Consider the following 19,385-nt stretch of genomic DNA (forward strand, 5'->3'; position numbering starts at 1 on the left):
TTGTACAGTTTCAATCAGTGTACGATATTTCCTATATTATTAAGCATATATTTCAGGACCCGCAGAAAACCTGCACTTCTATTGTGGCCCACTGAGTTCACAGATAACGCAGGTAGTGACCCATCAGGAAAAGCTATCAACTGGCACGCAGAAAACCTCTGTATAAATTCTGTGCTTCATGTTTGTCTTTGTGAGGATCTGTGCTTTCTGCGGGCACTTCTACAGAGCCCTTTAGGTAGTGGCCTGCATTGTGCACCCTAATAATGGACTCCAGAAGTAATATCTGAGAAATCGAAAAAAGAAGTTGTTTTCTACAAATAAAAAAAGAAGGAGTAAGTTATTGGCTTACTCTTCCTTGCGGCGCTGCATGAAGAATGCAAGACCGAGGATTGCTGCTACCGGGAGAGCAATGGTTGGGAACTCGGGGATCTCTGAGTTAACATATCTTGATGCGGAGTCTATCTCGGACTCTATTATTACCGGGCCTGCACCGATGCTAACCCTGTAGATAGTTCCTGCCGGTGCATTGGCAGCTATGCTGATGGTTATGGCACCAACATCTGTGTATGTGTTTGCACTAGGAACTGTGACGTTCTCCGGTGTCGTGATCGTTATGTCGGAGGCTGACCCAGGTCCGCTGAATACATTTACCTGTGATGTGTATGGCAGAATCATTCCATACTCTACAATGCTGATGCTTTGCATCCTGTAACTAAGCGTGACTGTTTCCCCTGGTTTGAGTGTGAGATCTCCTGCGGGACCCTCGCCTGCAGCATCCCATATATCAGGAGTATATGCTGAAGCAGTTCCTATCATCACTACAAGAGCAATTAAAGCTACTATAAGTAATCTTCTCATTTTTTTTACCACCTTTTTGATGTTCAATGTTTTATGAACAGTGGCCCTTTCTGCAATTGTTAGTATATATATGATTCGGGCAAATATGGGATGATTATGATGATAATAATCATCTAATCATCCTTTGGTTGTTCTCAGATTGTATTGACGGTGAATGTCCATGTCTTCTCCCTGCTGTTACCTGCCTGGTCTGTCACGCTAAGATACACCTCTACCTGTCCGCTCTCAAGCCCCGCGGCTGTGTATAATATGGAGCTTGTCCCCACTTCCGCAGAGGATGTCACGTCGATGCCGTTAACACGCAGGATTATACTACTTCTGTCTATGCCCGCGCGGTCATCGGAGTACGATGCCCTGATCGTCGGACTGTCCGTGGTCACGGTCTCACCACTGGCCGGGCTATTGCTCGGTATGGTGGGTTTCACCCTGTCAATAACGAAGGTCTGCTCTTGATAAAGGCTTTCGGAGCCAGATGTCTTTGCTGTGGCGGTAATCCGCGCAACACCGTCTGCAATGCTGCTGCTTATAGTTGCACTGTACATGTACTCGTTGCCGGACAGGCTCTTGTATTCAACTTCGAGGACCTTGCCGTTCCTGTCCCTTACAGTAATTTTGGGAGTCTCCTGCAGGGCGACGGAAGGTGTGACACCTATCTCGACATCAGAGGATGTCTTCTCTGGATAGGCCTTTATAACGAGCTTCTCAAGTGAAGTGTCGGAGTAGATGGTACCGAATGTATATGCTGTGTTGTTCGAGAAGTCTTTACCGATGACCTCTACATTGACATTATCTTTGACTTTAAGGGTGTACTTGCCAGTCCAGGTGATACCGCCATCCTTGGTGGTCAGCTTGAGAGTGTCCGAGACTCCGAAATTTTGGGAGTTCAGGTTACAGGTGACCTCACTTAGCGGCCTGGTCGCCTCGACTATCAGGTTCGTGGACTCGCTGGTGGGGTTTGGAGTGATATCCAGTGTCACTTCCAGCCTGCCAACGTCTATGGTCGTACTGGTGTCGGGGAGAGGATGTATGGGCTCCCTGTTCCGGGCATTATCTACTGCCATTGACCTGAAGTAATATGTAGTGCCTGCTTTTCCGCTGAACTGGGCAGTGGTCTCTGTCGTTCCGCTAAGCCATCTCTGCCAGGTATTGCCGTCTGTACTGTAGTCTATATTGTAATATGCTATTCCCGAGCCGACATCCGTACCGTTCCAGCTGACCGTGAAGTTCTCTGTACTGAGGGACTTTGCAAGCGGGAGGACCTTTGATACAGGCAGGTTGAACTCAATGGTATAGTCTTCCCTCAGATAGGGGGAAACCTCTGAGACCGGCTGGAAACTGATCTCATCAATTATCATTTCCACCGGCTCAAGCATCAGGTTCCTGTTCTGCGTCAGTGCGAACATAAGAGTGTTCGTTCCCTCACGCAGCGTTACAGGCACCTGCAAGCGTTGCCATCCTTCATTGCCGTTGATGCCGTCGGTCCACACGATAACTCCGTTAAGCAGCACCTGCTTGAATTGGGTCTCGTCTTTTCCGGCAGTTCCTTTTGTATAAGTGTCTCTGATATATACTGACAGGAGCACATTCTCTTCCCTGTCGCTTTGGAACTCCTGGGATATGGAGTGCCTTTCAGAGATTGGCAATAGTCCCCGGTATGAGCTGTTAATGACATATGCCCTGCCGGAATATATTCCGGCACCTTCAACATATGAGCCGCTGGCAACGGTCTCATTAGCGGTGGTGAATTCCCATCCGCTGTTAAGGTCCATGGTTGGGTTAATGATATTAATGGAATCGATTGTATTAGTGGTCTCAGTGGTCTCTTCAGGCACTGTTGCGGAGCCAAATTCCTGTGTGACCCACAGGTGGACTGAACGGTAGGCTCCCCCTGTAGCTCTTTCCTTATACAGGAGGAAATCCAGTCTTTGCCTGCCCTGTTTGTACGCTTCGGGTTTTATCTGAAGCTCCTGCTCCCATTTTTCTTTGTGCTGCAGAGTGATCTCATACTCATCCAGGACCGTCCCGTCCAGCCGTACGCGAAGTATATAGTTAACTTTCTCATGTTCATAGTTCTCAATACCTGCTATGATGCTTGTAGGCTGGGTCATTGAGAGTGTGGATGGATAATTTTCTGCTTTACCGCCATCTCCCAGTATGTAAAGTGCAGTGAAGATCTCTTTTTCTCTTGTTTCTTTTGCATAGACGAACATTGCACCCGCAATGATGATGGAGAGTACCATAGCGATCATCAGGGCCTTTGTCACGGCAGGAGGGATCCTGTCAGGTATGTTCTTCTCTGAGCTTGGTAGTTTTCTTTCCGGAGCTGTCTTCACAGCGGATATCTTTGTGCGTGTCTTTGCCCTGAATTTCTTGTTATCTGGCTGAAGAATGTCCTGTTCAGGCTCTTCCGAACCTTCCTGTTCTTCAAGATCGTTGTCTTCTTCTTTCAGGGATCTGATAAAAGCTCCATATGAGAAACTGAACTGTTCCTCCTGAGGCAGGCGGCTGCGTGAAAGGTACGCCAGGAAAACAAATGCAAAGGTCAGTAGTGCGAGTGATATAGTGATAGAATCTGGCCTGAACTTCCATTGGGTAACGCTGATGATGAATCCGTCAAAGACCATTATCACTATGCTAAAACCTACGCTCAGGGTGAATCTCTCGATGCCTGAGATCTCCCTGTTGCCTGGGAAAAGGGCTGATATGAATGCATATCCAGGTACGAAGAATATGATCAGCAGTGCGAAAACTATCCTAAGCGGCGTCTCATTGAAAGGAGATACCAGAATAAAGACAATTGACAGGAAGGACAGGACCAGCATGAGCAACAGGTCCTGTGTGTACAGACATTTTTTAGAGCTTGGCATCGACTCACGTTATCCTGAATAATTTCATAGCATCCGGAATTGTTTTCATATTTATGACATTTATATTGCTGGCTGAAAGTAACCATTTGCTAAAATATATAAGTATGGTTTGCTATTCTACGTATAAATAATTATAAAACTAATTATACAAATAGTTATACGGCCAAAGTAATCTAAAAAGAGGTATTATTATATATAAACGAATGTACGTCCTGCTTGGTATACCTTTACTGACAATAGTTCCTGTTGCTTTTTATTTTGGCGGTCTCTATATAGCTGCTGCCTCTCTCTCAGTGGCAGTGTTGCTCAGCATTGCTGTTTACCGTTATTCACCCGGATTACTGCTCAAGTGGTATAAATGTAAGAAGATGCTTCCTGTCAAAAATATTGATATAGACTCTGCGTTATTCTTCCTGGCATCAAAGTTCTCTATACCATGCCCGAAAGCATATAAGTTTGCATCTTCCGTGCCTATCGTATTCACAGTGGGAAGCGGCAGGAATTTCTCTGTAGTGCTCTCAGAGGGTGCACTGGATATCCTGGATGAGAGTGAGATGAAGGCAGTGCTAACATGTGAGGCTGCAAAGATTGCAAGCGGATCTGTTCCATTGAACACAATTGTGGCTCTTGTCGCAGGGAGTGTCGCATCGCTGTCCACTGTGGCCATGTGGATGTCGATGCTTGCCGGCTTCGGCCATGAGAAAGATGCTGCCCCGCGCTTTGCCAGGTTCCTTGGCATGGGTCTTGTATCCCTGCCTGCTGCCCTGCTGGTACATCTGTTCAGTGTCAACTCCACCTTAAGATCGGATGAAACGGCAGCCAGAATTATGGCAGATGCCAGTTATCTGGAGGAAGCCCTGTGCAGGATGAATAATTATATCCGGCTGCATTGCATAGAGGACTTCAATCCGGGTCATGTCCACATGTTCCTAATTAATCCCCTAAGGGTCAATAACATGTTTGATGTCTATTCTTCAATGTTCATGATAAAGCCGGAATTTGAGCGGCGCCTGAGGGCAATAAAAAAAGTAATTGATACAGGTAACTGCCAAAGGTAATGTTATGTTTGCGATAATATCCGATATCTTCAGATCCATAAAAAACTGGAAAAAGGCTTTGCTTTTCAGTTTTGTCTCCTACATGGTGGTGCTTTTCGGTATCATTGTGGCCATTGTCTTTATCCTTAAAGGCTTTTCCAGGAACCTGCCTATATTGATGGGCACAACTGTTGCCTATATATTCCTGCTTTTGTTAGCATTGTTGATAGCTAGGCACCTGTTCAAAAAGCGACTGATAGAAGAGTGAGGCCTATTCCTTGCTATTTTTTATTACGAGCACTTTAAGGCTTTGTGTCTAACTGCTGTTGAGCATGTCCTTTGTTTTGGTGGAACCTGCGCTGCTTAAGGATTAATAGAAACCGCATATGTGTAAATCAGCAAAGGGAGCACAGAGGATGCGAAGTACCAAAAGAGTTCATGTTGACATTTCCCTGGGGGCTTCTTCCACGATATTTGTTCTCTGTTTTCTCCATGGTTAGTGATCAATATGAAGTTTTTCTACAGAGCTTAATTTAAACGTGGCGAAATGTGCCGCCTTCGGCGTGTGGTTGTACTTTTTTTATCTGCGGTCCTGGGATGGGCCGCAGATTCATACAACTTGAGTTATTTACGGAGGAGGTCCTTGCGGTTCATGATGTACATGATAAGGCCTGCAGTGCCTGCAAAGAGCATCCATCCCAGGTGGGTATGGAAGACCATCATTGTTGCAATGCCGTAATAATAAGCTACTATGTATAGTGTGAATACCCTCACAAGGTTAGAAATATATGCGACGCATACGGCGAAAAGAAGAATCATGAGTGACTTTTTGAGCTGGATGCTCTCCATACGGGAGTAAGCAGCCACTATGCCTATCAGCAGGAACATGGAATAGAGTCCGGAGCAGGGCCCACCGATAATAATGGTCATTGTTTCCGTGATGCCGTACAGGGTGATGGTCTCAATGGCTATTATCTCCACGGGAATGCCGGTGAACTTTAGCAGGAAGACCGTTGGCATAAGCACGAAGTAGTGATTGAACAGATGAACAAAATCTATATTGAATATTCCAAAGAATGTATAGAACACGAGGTACAGTGCTGTGAAAATGACAGATATGTACAGGCCGAACTCCCCAAGTTGTCTCGTGTCTTTCCTGGCAGTGCCCATTGCAAGAAGGGAAGCACCTATGAGGAATGTCATAGAGTCAAGGGTGCCTATGCTGCTTTTGGTGGCAAGGTTAAATACTGTGACTGCCGCCATTATGAACAGCCCTGCAAAAAGATATGTCTTTGAGTTCTTGAAAGCTGAATTCTCTCCAGTGAGCTTAATCCTTGTAATGAGACCTGCTGCCATTATGAACAGAACAATGCCGATGATGGTTGAACCTTCACTGAGCTCGATGGTAGCTCCCGTGAAAAGTGCAAGCACAAGTAGGATCAGAATTATGTTTTTGTTTTCACCTTGCATATTGTGACCTTGCCTGACGTGAGTGTCCTTTATTGCTTTCCATAGGATATAAGTCTAATGACTAAATTTTTATTAAGTTGATATGAGATCAGACCATTTTTTTATATACTATAATGTAATATATTTAAGAAAAATAATTCCTGATAATAGGGGCTCTTTAATGTGACATTGTTCCTAAAGAGTTAAAAACAGAGGTCATAGGGTGCGAGATTTCACATTGTCCAAATACAGGGAGCTTCTGGAGACCATACTCTCAGCGGATTACCTTCCAATGCCGGTACATGATCACCTTGTGGCACCTGCGGAAAGGTCTGTCATCCTGCGCCACGACGTGGACCGGGAGGTCGGGCGCAATCTTGCAATGGCCCACCTGGAGCACCGTATGGGTATCCGGTCTACTTACTATTTCAGGCATGTGAAGGATGTCTTCATACCCGAGGCTATCAGGGAGGTTGCCTCCATGGGTCATGAAGTGGGATTCCACTACGAGGTCATGGATAAGGCAAAGGGAGATAAGCAAAAGGCCCTTGAGATCTTTAAGGAGGAGCTTGAAGACCTTCGAAAATATGCCCAGGTCACAACTGCCTGCATGCACGGCAACCCCCTTGCTTCATGGTCCAACAGGGACCTGTGGGCAGATTACGATTTCAGGGATATGGGACTGATAGGTGAGCCTTATTTTTCCTTAGATTATTCTAAAGTGCTTTATCTCACAGACACCGGCAGGACCTGGGCAGACAGGAAGATACGTGTCAAGGACGTCCTTGAAGAATGCTCAGGCGGTTCAAATGGTAAGCTCGCCTGCAACGTAAGGACCACAGATGATGTGATCCGGCTGGTCAAAAGCCGTGAATTCGCACAGATATGCATCCTCGCCCATCCCAACAGGTGGTGCGACAGTATGTCCGGGTGGACTAAGGAGTTGGTGATGCAGAACGTGAAGAATGTGGGGAAAGCGGGGATCATACAATACAGGAAGATCTCAGGCGAACGTGCCAAAAGCAGGATTGGATGATGTGCTATGATAGAGATCACAGATATTGTTGATGCTTCCAGCTGGGAAGATTTCGTTCTTTCCCACCCTCAAGGTAATGTCTTCCAGTCTTTTATGATGACAGAGGCCTATAGGAAGACCAGGAATTATAATCCGGTGTGCCTTGCAGCGGTAGACTCAGCCTCCGGAGATATACTTGCAGTCATGCAGGCAACTATCATTTCCGAGTTTGGCGGCTTGCTGTCCGCGTTCTCATCCCGTTCGATACTGCAGGGAGGGCCCCTTTTCGTTGATTCGCCGCCAGGCCAAGAAGCTGCCAGGCTGCTGGTGGAGAACTATAACCGCTTTGTGGGGAACAAGGTAGTTTACACCCAGATACGTAACATGTGGGACACGCAGGACTCCGCTGAAATGCTTGCTGTCCTTGGGTATGAATATGACCAGCACCTGGATTTCCTGATAGACCTTGACAGGAATAAGGACGATATATGGCAGGACATCCACAAGTCCCGTAGGAAGGGCATAAACCGCGCTGAAAAGAATGGCATGGTTGTCCGAAAGGTCAGCAGCACTGAAGAGCTCACAGCCTGCTATGATCTGGTGGATGAAACTTACAAAAGGTTCAAGGTCCCTATCGCAGACATATCTCTCTTTGAGGCTGTCTACGATGATCTCGCACCGACCGGCTTTGCAGACTTTTTCATAGCAGTGCTGGGCAATGAGGTTGTAGGCACAAGGATCACGCTGAACTATAAGGACATGGTCTACGACTGGTACGCAGGGTCAAAGCCGGAGATCGACTATGTCGATGAGCTTCTCGTCTGGCATGTCCTCAAGGAAAATGCCGGCAAGTATAAGGTCTTTGATTTCGGTGGAGCCGGTCATCCTGATAAACCATATGGAGTGCGGGAGTTCAAGAGAAGGTTTGGCGGGGAGATGGTCAATTTCGGGAGATATGAGAAGGTGCATTCCCGGGCAAGAAGCAGTATTGCAGGCTTTGGCTTTTCAGTTTATAAAAAACTCATGGTGTGATCAATTGCTCTGGCGCTTCCGAAAAAAGATATTTAAATGGATCGCGAAAAATATCCCGTCCGCTGCTTTGCGCTTATTTCTTTACAGAAGGTGCGGCTACCATATCGGTACCCAGGCTTATATTGCTGAAGGCCTGACAATCGCAGAAAAGCTTGAAGACCGGGGAAATGTGATAATTGGCAACCGAGCAGCAATTGGACCTAATGTGATATTGTTATCCTCTTCTGATCCTAATAATTCCTGGATATATCCGTATGTGAATGTCCAGAGAGGGAAAGTGACCATTGGAGATGATGCCTGGATAGGTGCAGGTGCTATCATCATGCCGGATGTCTATGTTGGTGCAGGGGCTGTTGTCGGGGCAGGCTCAGTTGTTACAAAGGATGTAGCAGCTTACACAATCGTTGCAGGAGTGCCGGCTAGAAAGATAGGGGATGTGAATATGAATGAAAATATTGCTTGATATTGGTCATCCCAAAGATGTGAATGTCTTCAAGGATGTAATTGCAGAGCTTCAAGACAAAGGCCATGAGGTTAAGGTTTTTGCAAGGGCTAAAGAGAATACCCGAAGAATGCTTGAGAACCTTGGAATCGATCATCACTTATGCCCTTATTACTCAAACATTGGAGGAAAGGCTCTCGGTATCCTGGTTAATGACATTCGCTTGTATCAGTTTGCAAGTAAGTTCAGGCCGGATATCTTTGTAAGCCCCGGCTCCCCGTACTCCGCACACGTCAGCAGATTGCTCAGGAAACCCCACATAGCATTTCCTGATACTGAAATAGCCGGTCTTGTCATGAAGCTGACTTTCCCGTTCACCGATAAGATATACACTTCAACAAGCTTCTACGTGGATCTTGGGCCTAAACAAGTGAGGTTTGAAGGCTATTATGAGTTAGCATACCTGCATCCGGATCACTTTACTCCTGACAGGACAGTTATTGAAAAATATGGCCTTGAAGGGGACTACATCGTCCTGAGGTTATCTGCTCTTGCTTCGCATCACGATATAGGGGCCCATGGGTTCAGTTTTGGATCAGAAGAAGAGCTACGTGATTTCATTTCCCGGCTTAAGGGATATGGCAGGGTCATCATCTTCTCGGAAACTGATCATTGGCCGTTGATTGAAGAGCACAAGCTTGAGATAGACCCTGCTCATCTGCATGATATATTGCACTTCGCCAAACTGTACATCGGTGAAGGAGCAACCATGGCTTCAGAGTCTGCAATACTGGGTGTTCCCTCTATTTATGTTTCTAACACCCGCCGGGGCTATCTGGATGAGCTTGAGACTAAATACGATCTTTGCTACACTATAGTAGACAAAGATGGGGCCCTTGCAAAAGCAGAAATGCTCCTCAAGGATAAGGAACTAAATTCCAAATGGCGAGTAAAGGCTCAAAGACTATACGATAGTGCAACCGATATAGTTAAGTTCATTGTAGATTCTATTGAGGAAAACATCATCAAAGAGATATCTTGATCGTGGTGGGTTATGGAAATCTTTTATTTCGGCTGTAAGTAACAATTTTCTCTATTTGATGGGTTATGTTGGGTAATAATAAAGATTAAACCAACTTAAGGTATCTCTATGTCTACTGTCACAAAAATCGCAACGAACACCACTTTCACACTGATAGGGAATGTGGTTGTAAAAGTATTAGCACTTTTTGTTTCGGTGTATCTTGCAAGATATCTTGGGGTGGAATATTTTGGAGAATATAATTTTATAATTACTTATTTGGCTTTCTTTGTATTTGTAGCCAATTTTGGTCTAGATCCTATATTGATAAGAGATATTTCCAGATGTGGTTCAGACGCAAATCACATAACATCAAATATTTTAGTTATCAGGGTTTTGACATCTCTCTTTTCGATTTTTCTATCTATATTACTGATAAGGTTTCTTGATTATCCTGATGAAACCATACTATATGTTTCTGTTTTATCGGTAATCTTAGTGTTTCAGGGAATAAGCTATCTGTTTGAATCAGTTTTCCATGCTAATTTGAAGATGCAATACTCTGCCATCGGTTTGATCACATCGAAATTATTCTATTCTGCTGCAGTATTTATTCTGATATATCTTAGCAAAAGCCTGATTGACTTTTTATATCTGTACATAATCGCAGAACTTATCAGAATGCTGATAGCAATCTATTATTCCCGCAACTTTGTACGCATAAAGTGCGATATTGACAGTGAGCTCTGGAAATCCCTTTTTAAACAATGCTTGCCCTTCATTGCAGGTTATGCACTCTTTATTATTTATTATCGTATCGATATTCTTATGCTATCAAAAATGGAAGGCAATCTTGCAGTTGGCCTTTATTCTGCAGCCTATAAGCTGGTTGACCCACTTCTATTCATACCAGGTGCTCTTGCTTCTACATTGATGCCTCTCATGTCAAAATATTACATAAGTGAGTTTTCAAAACTTAAGAGATTATACTTGACTGGATCAAAGTACATTATATTATTGATGCTCCCTCTCACGATCGGCTTATTTCTGCTTTCAGAAAAGGTATTTGGTTTTTTGTATACAGAAGATTATTTCCCTGCAATCCTTACGTTTCAAATATTATCTCTGACACTGGTTTTCAATTCGGTCAACTCTATTCAGAACTCATTGCTGGTGGCTACAGATAGGCAAAAGGTCAATACAGTTTCTGTAGGTATTTGCTGTATACTTAATATAATCCTTAATTTGATTCTGATTCCAATATACAGTTATAACGGTGCAGCAATTGCTACATTGATATCAGTGATTACTTTGTTTTTAATACAATTACTGTTCATTAAGCATGCTCTCTCACTGTTCTCTTTCAGCAAGGAAATTTATAAAGTAGTTATTGCATCGTTGTTGATGGGAACAATTATATTGATTTTCCCTGAAATCAATTTTTTGATTATTGTTAGCGTTTGTATCATATTATATGCTCTATTTCTATACTGGATAAATTTTTTTTCGCAAGATGACATTTTAATGTTCAACTTGCTTTTAAGAAAAGACTAATGCCTGATATGCTCTTCTTCGAAAGGTGTATAGTAGCCAATTATAATTTTAGTACTAAATAAATGCATAAATACTAAGAGGACTATTAAAATAGTATATGATCGTAGGAATACATCAGCCTAATTATCTTCCCTATTTAGGTTTCTTTGATAAGATGAAAAAATCTGATATCTTCATTATCTATGATGATGCACAGTTTAATAAAAGTGATTTTCAACATAGAAATAGGATCCGCATACACAATGGATCCAAATGGCTGACTGTTCCGGTTGAAAAGAAGCATAAACCTATAAACGAAGTATGCATTCAGAATGAAATAACCATAAAGGATCAAAAATGGAAAGATCATCACCTGGCTCAAATACATGACAATTATAAAAAAGCGGATCAATTTGATACTTATTTTTCCGACATTTCATCGACTTACAAGAAAGAACATGAGTTTCTGGTGAATCTAAATATGGAAATTATTGCATTTTTGAATAAATCTTTTGAAATAGATGCAAAGATTGTCTATTCAAGTGAATATCCTTCCGCATCACAATCTACACACAGGATAATAGAACTAGTTCAATCTGTAGGCGGGGATACGTACCTATCCGGTCCTGCTGGCAAGGATTATATGGACATGGAATTGTTTGAAAACGCAGGGATCGAACTGCTTTTCCAGCAGTTCGTACATCCGGTCTATAAACAGCAATATGATGGTTTTGTGCCAAACATGTCTGCAATAGATGCACTATTTAATGGCTACAGGTTTGATTAATATGAGTGCACTTCCTCCAAGAGTGGCATTTTTTGGCAATAACTGTAAAGTGCTAGAATGCTTAAGTTCTGTTTCTGACATTATTGCGGTATTTACAAGACCCGATGATGGGAGGGATAAGAACGTTACAATGGTAAAAGACTATTCTAGCCCATTAGGCATACCGGTATTTCAACCCACTAAAAAGGAACTGTTTAGTTATACGGACTTTTTGCAGAAAGCTGATCTGGATTTAATAATAGTATGTGGCTATAAGTTCATTATCCCAAAGGAAATTTTTTTGATACCTGGAAGTGGTACCATAAATATACATCCTTCCATGCTTCCTCGTTATAGAGGTCAACATGTGATAAACTGGGCTATCATTAATGGAGAAACTGAAACTGGAGTCACTCTGCACTTCATGGATGAAACTCTGGATACCGGTGATATCATCGTTCAGAAAGCTGTGCCTATTGACTTTGAAGATAGTGCAAACGATTTACACGACCGGATATATGAAGAAGCCTGCTGTCTTTTGAGACAACTTCTGATAGATTTCAGTAATGGTAAGCGCTTGGAGAGAAAAAGCCAGGTCTCTTTAAATGCAACTTTCTTCAAGCCCCGAAAACCTGAAGATGGGCTTATCGAGTGGGATAAAAGTAGTCTTGAGATATATAATTTGATACGAGCTTTGTCAAAACCATGGCCAGGTGCGTATACTTATTTCAAAGGATATAAAGTTGTTATCTGGAAAGCTCATTTAGGGGAGCATAAAAATGCCACTGACCATGGAAAAGTTATTAATGCTTCTGATGGCTATTTACAAGTCAGTACTTATGATGGTCAAATTATAATTACAGACCATGAAATAGTTTATGAAAAAGACACTACAGAAGTTCTAAAGTTCAAAAAAGGGGATTTTTTTCAATAAGGAGAGATTTTTGCTATGCCAAAAATACTTGCAATGGGAGCCCATCCGGATGATATGGAATTAGAAGCCGGAGGAACTTTGGCAAAGTTCATCAGAAAAGGTTATGAGGTCTATCTTCTAATCCTGACCTCAGGCGGATATACTGATATGAAGGGGAACACCTATTTTGACGAGGAATTAAATAGCGAAGCATTAAATGCTTCAAAAATCCTTGGAATAAAAGAGGTTATCTTCTTTGATTACCATACGACAGAACTCCCAGCAGGTGGTAAGATCGTTTCAAGGGTCGATGCGATAGTTGATAGGGTTAAGCCAGATGTTTTTATATCCCATCATCCCTTTGATTCCCATCAGGACCATAAGGCTGCTGCGGATATCATGTTTGCTGTTTCAAGACAGGGGCGTGTAAAGAATGTCCTGAGCGGTTCAACGCTCCCTTATAGGCCTAATGTCTTTGCATTCAGACCCCAGTTCTTTGTGGATATAACTGATACCATTGAAATCAAAATGGATGCTATTCGGGCCTATAAGACACAATACACAAAATTTGGCGGTGAAATACTTATTGAAAGAGTGAGAGCTATGTCAAAAACACATGGCTGGGCTGTAGGATATGAGTATGCCGAGTGTTTCGAAGTTATAAGAATGGATGATAGTTTATGGATATGAACGGTTACATATTGGTAACTCCATGTAAGAACGAAGAAGAAAGTCTTCCAAAACTTGCAGAATCTGTAATAGCACAGGATGTCTGTCCTCTCTTGTGGGTTATTGTGAACGATGGCAGCACGGATAGGACTTCGGAAATACTTGCTGATCTTTGTTCAAAGTATTCTTGGATCCAAACAGTTACCTTAACTGAGAAGCCACGTGATCTTGGTGTCCATGTTTCTCATGTCTATCGCACAGGCTTTGATTCTGCTGTAAGACATTGCGTGGATAATTGTATTGATTATCGTTATGTTGCAAGTGTTGACGCGGATATAATCCTGGATGAAAATTATTTTTCTTCTTTAATAGCAGAATTTGAGACCGATCCTGACCTTGGGATATGCAGCGGGCACATAGGGAACCTAATTAATGGAAATATTATCTGGAGCAACTATAAAGAGGACCTGCCATCAGGAGGGGCCAGGGTATGGAGTAAAAAGTGCTTTGAAGAAACTGGCGGTTATCTGCTGACCTGCAGCCCTGACAGTGTTTCAAATGTCAAGGCTAAATTAAAAGGCTGGAAAACCAGATATTTTGCCACTCCAACAGCTATTTCCACCAGGGCTTATTCCAGTGCCCAGGGTCAATGGAAAGGTTACAGGAAATTAGGTTCTAACAACTATTTTATAGGATATTCGCCTATTCATGTCTGCCTTAAAGGGATAAAACTGCTTTACAGCAAAAATGGATATTTCGTTCATGGTGTAGGCCTGGCATATGTCCACGGTTATTTCCACGATCTTATATTAAACAAGCCCCGTATAAGTGACAAAGAAGTACTTGAATATTACAGAAAAAACAGACTTAAGGAGATAATATGTTCAACGTTCAGCCGTCCAAAAAGTTCAAAGTGATCTCTTTAGGTCTTTTAGTATTGCTGAACATAATACTGCGCATACCTTCTATTCCACATCCTAAAGGAAGGGATGCTTTTTTTATTCACTCTCTGGCAAATTCCATTAACGCATTTGGAGAAGCAAGATGGTGGGATCACTGGCTTTCAGTGTTCGGATACTTCCCCTACTCGTATGCTAGTGGACTGCCATTTACTCTTTCAGGTATGTCTCAACTTTTAGGTATTGATATAGAACAGGCTATTCTAGTATACTCTATATTTTTTGGTGTGCTCACTGCATTTCTGGCTTTCACTTTAGCCGGACTTATCTACAATAATTTCATATTTAAATATGCAATGGCATTCTTCTTTTCGATATCTCCTGGAATTATGCTCTTTACAACATGGGAAGCAAGTGCCAGGGGGCCTTTCATGATATTTTTACCTCTGCTGCTTTTTGTATTATTGAAAGAGATCTCTCTACCTAAAAAAATTATTCTAGGTTCATTATCTCTGATTTTCCTGTTCTCTTTCCACCATTACGCTATTTTTGCAGTTGTGCTTACCCTAGTATACCTTTTCCTGCTGATCATGTTTAAGGTCAATTCTTATTACAACAAGTTTTCATCACTCAATAAATATTCAAAAAAAGCCAATTACCTGTATCTGTTCCTCATTTTTGGATCTTTCATGTACCCCTTCCTCACACACACCATGATCACGGCTGGTTCACGCTATGCATGGATGATAAGTCTTATAGTTGCTAATCTAAGGTTCATTGGTCCTGCGGCATTCCTTGCGATTGGAGGTATAATCTCCATATCCTTATCTGAAAGGAAAACCTTTGTACAATGGTACTTTTTGATAAGCCTCATATTTATGATTCCTTTTATCTATGATCTTACATATGGAATGTACCTCCTACTCCTCTACTCGATTATTTTTTTGAGTGTCGGTTTCAGGAGCTCGATATATAACAGTGCTGGAAGCAACAGACAGGCTGTAAAGATCATTGCCATATTCATTGTAAGCATAATCGTTATTTCGACTTTTTTCACCGCATTCTACAACCACAACAGGACTGGCCAATATCAGTATTTATGGCATATGAGTGAGCAAAGCTATGAATTTGGTAATTGGGTCAACGATCGAATTGATAAAGACAGTCGTATATTCATGGTTGCTGAAAACAATTACATAAATCATGTTGTTGCACTCCAAGAAGATGGATTATCTATACTGATAGCTGGAACTCAAGGTCGTGCATATGGTTTCATTGATGACTCTTATACTGAGTATTTGGAAAGGGTTCCTGCTACAAGCAGTTATTTTTATTCGGAAACTGTCTACATTGCCGAAGAAAGGGATATTTATAGGAGTATGGCCTGGTATATAGAGGCCCGGAACATTCGGGGAATAAAGGATGCGTATTCACTAGATTATCTGATTCAATCTAGGACATATTTTAAAAGAGTGCAGGGACTAGATAGTAACACTGCTGAAATCATCTACACCAATGGTGTTCATGAGGTATATGAACTTAGGCATATCTAATTTTATTTTGGGTAGAACATGAAAGTTTGTATATTTTCTGGTGTCATCTCCCTCGGTAAAAACAATAGTGATGTAAGAAAGAATTATTTAATTGAGAGAATCAGATACTTTGGGAGCAAAAGTACCAACTTTACAATCCTGAGCCCTTTAGTTCCAAAAATAGAATATATGAGTTATGATAATTTTGAGTATATTCATTATCATTGCATACAGAAAAAAGGCATGAAACTACTATCATCTATGGTTTTTTCTATACCAAAATTAATTCATATAGAGTGTGATGTTCTTCATTGCTTGAATTATCAGTCTTTTTTGGTAGCAAATATAGTAAATTCTTTCAGGAAGCAAAAATATCTTCTTATTTTTGAAGCAATGGGTTTGGCGTTTGCAGAGTCAACAATTGATGCAAAGAGTTCATTGAAAGTAAAAACATTGAAATCCACTATCAATCGATTGGAAAAAGCCGCATTTAAAAAAAGTGATGGTGTGATTGTATACACGGAAATACTAAAGCATTATGTTACCGAGCATTTCAATATTGAAAAAGAAAAAATATTTGTTGTTCCGCATGGTGTAGATTTGAATGATGAAGAACATCTGAGTGTTGAATCTGATTTTTTACCTATAAATTGCCCAAAAAACAATCAAATAGCGCTTTATGTAGGATCACTATCAGAACTACATGGAACTCCGTATTTGATGCAAATTGCCTTAGAATTAAGTATCAGAAAACCGGATGTTTGTCTGTTGATACTTGGTACAGGCCCCCTCAAGGATCAATTTGAGAGATATGTAGAAGAAAAGCAACTTAAAAATGTCATTTTGACCGGATATCTATCTTCCGATAAAGTTCCCTTGTACCTGGAGAAAGCTGGTGTTCTACTAATCCCCCACTCTCAATGCCTGCAAACTGAGCTTGATCCTCCTACAAAACTGTTCGAGTATCTCAAAGCCGGTAAGCCTATAGTTTCTTTTGATTTTAAGGCTATAGCAGAAATAGTTGGGGATAATGCAGTTTTGATAGAACCAGATAATCCTTCTAAATTCGCAGAAGGGATTATTGACGTATTGGACAACAAAGAACATTATCTAAAAGTCGCAGAAAGGGCCAGGTCAATTGTGGAACAATACTCATGGCAGGCATCTGCAGAAAAACAATATTATGTGTACAAGGAAGTTTATAAAAAATTCTTAAAATAATTTCTAAACAGTTTGATATATAATCTCCGCATGACTTATGATTATTTAGATGATTTGGTATAATATATGTTTCATTGTTTATGAACATAAAACGGAAATGAAAACCTTTTTAAATTTAAAATGGACTATATATATTACCTATATTATAGTATGCTTAATACTTTCATAGTAATAGTTCGGATTATTTTCATATGATTCAGCAATTAAACACTTTAAAGGGATAAAATGAAAGGAATCATTCTAGCAGGCGGGAACGGTACAAGACTATATCCAGTCACCATTCCAATATGTAAACAGCTTCTGCCAATTTACGATAAACCCATGGTCTACTATCCGTTATCGGTATTAATGCTGGCAGGTATCAGAGAGATACTGATTATTTCCACACCTGATGACATCCCATCCTTTGAGAAAATGTTTGGTGACGGGTCTAAATGGGGACTTTCTCTTTCATATAAAGTCCAGCCATCTCCGGATGGCCTGGCCCAGGCATTTATCCATGGAGAAGAATTTATTGGTAATGATAATGTTTGTTTGGTTCTTGGGGACAATATATTCTATGGTCCCAGGTTCTCACCTCTTCTAAAGCAATCAGCAAAGCTAAAAGAGGGTGCAGTTATTTTCGGCTATCAGGTAAAAGACCCTGAAAGGTTTGGTGTAGTGGCTTTTGATAAGGACAAGAAGGTTACCAGTATAGAAGAGAAGCCTGAAAAACCAAAATCACACTATGCTGTGACTGGATTGTATTTTTATGATAACGATGTTATTCAGATTGCAAAAAGCATCAAACCATCTGACAGAGGCGAACTGGAGATCACTTCGGTTAATGAGGAATACCTTAAAAGAGGAAAACTGAAAGTTGAACTGCTGGGTCGTGGGTTTGCCTGGCTTGATACCGGCACTCATGATAGTCTCATAGCAGCCAGTCATTTTGTACAAACAATAGAGCAAAGGCAGGGCTACAAGATTGCCTGCCTGGAGGAAATTGCTTATAACAGTGGATGGATAACTGCAGAACAGGTCCGCGAAATGGCAAGCTTGCTCAAAAAGAATGATTATGGTACATACCTGGAAGGATTGCTCAATGAAGACTAATATATTGGTAACAGGTGGCGCAGGTTTCATTGGAAGTAACTTTATTCCGTATTTTCTGGAAAGATACTCTGAGTACAATGTTGTTAATCTGGACCTTCTGACCTACGCAGGCAATATAGATAACCTGAAAGAGATTCAGGATAATCCACGGTACAAGTTCATCAGAGGAGATATTTGCAATCGAGAATTGGTAGAGTTCATTTTCAATGAATACTCGATCAATGGTGTCATTCATTTTGCAGCAGAATCCCACGTAGATAATTCTATCAAAACACCGGATGTCTTTATTAAAACCAACATTAATGGAACTCATACACTTGTGGATGTAGCATATAGGTTCTGGATGGAAAAACCGTTTGTCTATGATCAGAAATACAGCAACGATGGTTCATCTGATGAGGGAACAACACTTCCACGCTTTCATCATATATCAACGGACGAAGTCTATGGAACATTAGGCTTAACAGGACTCTTTACCGAAAGCACACCCTATGCTCCAAATTCTCCATACAGTGCCAGTAAAGCTGGAAGTGATATGATAGTTCGAAGCTATCGCCACACTTATGGACTGAATACCATAATCACTAACTGTTCAAACAACTACGGCCCAAAGCAACATGACGAAAAACTAATTCCCACTATTATAAGAAATGCGCTAAAAGGCAATCCAATACCCATCTATGGGGATGGCAAAAACATCCGTGACTGGCTTTATGCACTTGATCATTGCAAAGCAATTGACCTTGCATATCATAGTGGAAAAGCCGGTGAAACCTACAACATAGGTGGCAGAAATGAAAAAGATAACAACTATGTTGCCACAAAGATATGCCAGACGTTGGATGAACTGAAATCAAAAAAAGAAGGAAGTTACAGGGACCAGATCACACACGTTGAGGACAGGGCAGGTCATGACCGGAGATATGCCATTGACGCAAGCAAGATAAAAAATGACCTTGGCTGGAAAGCAGAAGAAAATTTTGAAAGCGGAATCTTGAAGACGGTAGAATGGTATCTGACAAAATACGAAGGCTAA

The 19,385-nt window shown here is 41.5% G+C and carries 18 protein-coding genes; 15 read left to right on the forward strand and 3 right to left on the reverse strand.

What is annotated here, in order from left to right; translation table 11 throughout:
* Positions 1-345 precede the first annotated feature (345 nt).
* The gene (locus Q8J68_RS04325; RefSeq protein WP_305310314.1) at positions 346-858 is read right to left on the reverse strand and encodes a PEF-CTERM sorting domain-containing protein; all 513 of its coding nucleotides are present in this window, start codon (positions 856-858) and stop codon (positions 346-348) included.
* A gap of 134 nt (positions 859-992) precedes the next feature.
* Positions 993-3,725, reverse strand: a complete 2,733-nt coding sequence (locus Q8J68_RS04330) for a DUF1616 domain-containing protein (protein ID WP_305310315.1) — start codon at positions 3,723-3,725, stop codon at positions 993-995.
* A 203-nt stretch (positions 3,726-3,928) separates the two neighbouring features.
* Between Q8J68_RS04330 and Q8J68_RS04335 the strand changes: the two genes are divergently transcribed.
* Both Q8J68_RS04335 and Q8J68_RS04340 read left to right on the forward strand, forming a co-directional pair.
* On the forward strand, positions 3,929-4,783 hold the full coding sequence (locus tag Q8J68_RS04335; protein WP_305310316.1) for a M48 family metalloprotease: 855 nt from the start codon (positions 3,929-3,931) through the stop codon (positions 4,781-4,783).
* 4 nt (positions 4,784-4,787) lie between these two features.
* A complete protein-coding gene (locus tag Q8J68_RS04340) occupies positions 4,788-5,030 on the forward strand; it encodes a hypothetical protein (protein ID WP_305310317.1) in 243 nt (80 codons plus the stop codon).
* A 356-nt stretch (positions 5,031-5,386) separates the two neighbouring features.
* Here Q8J68_RS04340 and artC read toward each other — a convergent pair whose 3' ends face one another.
* Positions 5,387-6,232, reverse strand: coding sequence for an archaeosortase C (gene artC, locus Q8J68_RS04345; RefSeq protein ID WP_305310318.1), 846 nt, complete (start codon positions 6,230-6,232; stop codon positions 5,387-5,389).
* 202 nt (positions 6,233-6,434) lie between these two features.
* On the opposite strand from artC, the gene Q8J68_RS04350 reads away from it, so the two are divergent.
* From Q8J68_RS04350 to rfbB, 13 genes are all read left to right on the forward strand, one after another.
* The gene (locus tag Q8J68_RS04350) at positions 6,435-7,247 is read left to right on the forward strand and encodes a hypothetical protein (RefSeq protein ID WP_305310319.1); all 813 of its coding nucleotides are present in this window, start codon (positions 6,435-6,437) and stop codon (positions 7,245-7,247) included.
* Between the two features lie 6 nt (positions 7,248-7,253).
* A complete protein-coding gene (locus Q8J68_RS04355) occupies positions 7,254-8,258 on the forward strand; it encodes a lipid II:glycine glycyltransferase FemX (RefSeq protein ID WP_305310320.1) in 1,005 nt (334 codons plus the stop codon).
* A 67-nt stretch (positions 8,259-8,325) separates the two neighbouring features.
* The gene (locus Q8J68_RS04360) at positions 8,326-8,721 is read left to right on the forward strand and encodes a DapH/DapD/GlmU-related protein (RefSeq protein ID WP_305310321.1); all 396 of its coding nucleotides are present in this window, start codon (positions 8,326-8,328) and stop codon (positions 8,719-8,721) included.
* On the forward strand, positions 8,705-9,742 hold the full coding sequence (locus Q8J68_RS04365; protein ID WP_305310322.1) for a DUF354 domain-containing protein: 1,038 nt from the start codon (positions 8,705-8,707) through the stop codon (positions 9,740-9,742). The genes Q8J68_RS04360 and Q8J68_RS04365 overlap by 17 nt, the downstream gene beginning before the upstream one ends.
* Positions 9,743-9,850: 108 nt before the next feature.
* On the forward strand, positions 9,851-11,275 hold the full coding sequence (locus Q8J68_RS04370; RefSeq protein WP_305310323.1) for a flippase: 1,425 nt from the start codon (positions 9,851-9,853) through the stop codon (positions 11,273-11,275).
* Positions 11,276-11,372: 97 nt separating this feature from the next.
* Positions 11,373-12,041 carry a WbqC family protein gene (locus tag Q8J68_RS04375; RefSeq protein ID WP_305310324.1) on the forward strand — a complete coding sequence of 223 codons (669 nt, stop codon included), beginning with the start codon at positions 11,373-11,375 and terminating at the stop codon, positions 12,039-12,041.
* Entirely contained in the window at positions 12,022-12,954 is a 933-nt protein-coding gene (locus Q8J68_RS04380) for a methionyl-tRNA formyltransferase (protein ID WP_305310325.1), read from the forward strand. The genes Q8J68_RS04375 and Q8J68_RS04380 overlap by 20 nt, the downstream gene beginning before the upstream one ends.
* Positions 12,955-12,969: 15 nt before the next feature.
* Positions 12,970-13,623: a PIG-L deacetylase family protein gene (locus Q8J68_RS04385; RefSeq protein WP_305310326.1), complete on the forward strand. Its 654-nt coding sequence runs from the start codon at positions 12,970-12,972 to the stop codon at positions 13,621-13,623.
* On the forward strand, positions 13,614-14,519 hold the full coding sequence (locus Q8J68_RS04390) for a glycosyltransferase family 2 protein (protein ID WP_305310327.1): 906 nt from the start codon (positions 13,614-13,616) through the stop codon (positions 14,517-14,519). The genes Q8J68_RS04385 and Q8J68_RS04390 overlap by 10 nt, the downstream gene beginning before the upstream one ends.
* Entirely contained in the window at positions 14,483-16,054 is a 1,572-nt protein-coding gene (locus tag Q8J68_RS04395; protein ID WP_305310328.1) for a hypothetical protein, read from the forward strand. The genes Q8J68_RS04390 and Q8J68_RS04395 overlap by 37 nt, the downstream gene beginning before the upstream one ends.
* A gap of 18 nt (positions 16,055-16,072) precedes the next feature.
* The gene (locus Q8J68_RS04400) at positions 16,073-17,254 is read left to right on the forward strand and encodes a glycosyltransferase (RefSeq protein WP_305310329.1); all 1,182 of its coding nucleotides are present in this window, start codon (positions 16,073-16,075) and stop codon (positions 17,252-17,254) included.
* Positions 17,255-17,479: 225 nt separating this feature from the next.
* The gene (gene rfbA, locus Q8J68_RS04405) at positions 17,480-18,349 is read left to right on the forward strand and encodes a glucose-1-phosphate thymidylyltransferase RfbA (RefSeq protein ID WP_305310330.1); all 870 of its coding nucleotides are present in this window, start codon (positions 17,480-17,482) and stop codon (positions 18,347-18,349) included.
* A complete protein-coding gene (rfbB, locus tag Q8J68_RS04410; protein ID WP_305310331.1) occupies positions 18,339-19,385 on the forward strand; it encodes a dTDP-glucose 4,6-dehydratase in 1,047 nt (348 codons plus the stop codon). Before rfbA ends, rfbB begins: the two co-directional genes overlap by 11 nt.

This window comes from Methanolobus sp. (assembly GCF_030682845.1).
Lineage (GTDB): Archaea > Halobacteriota > Methanosarcinia > Methanosarcinales > Methanosarcinaceae > Methanolobus.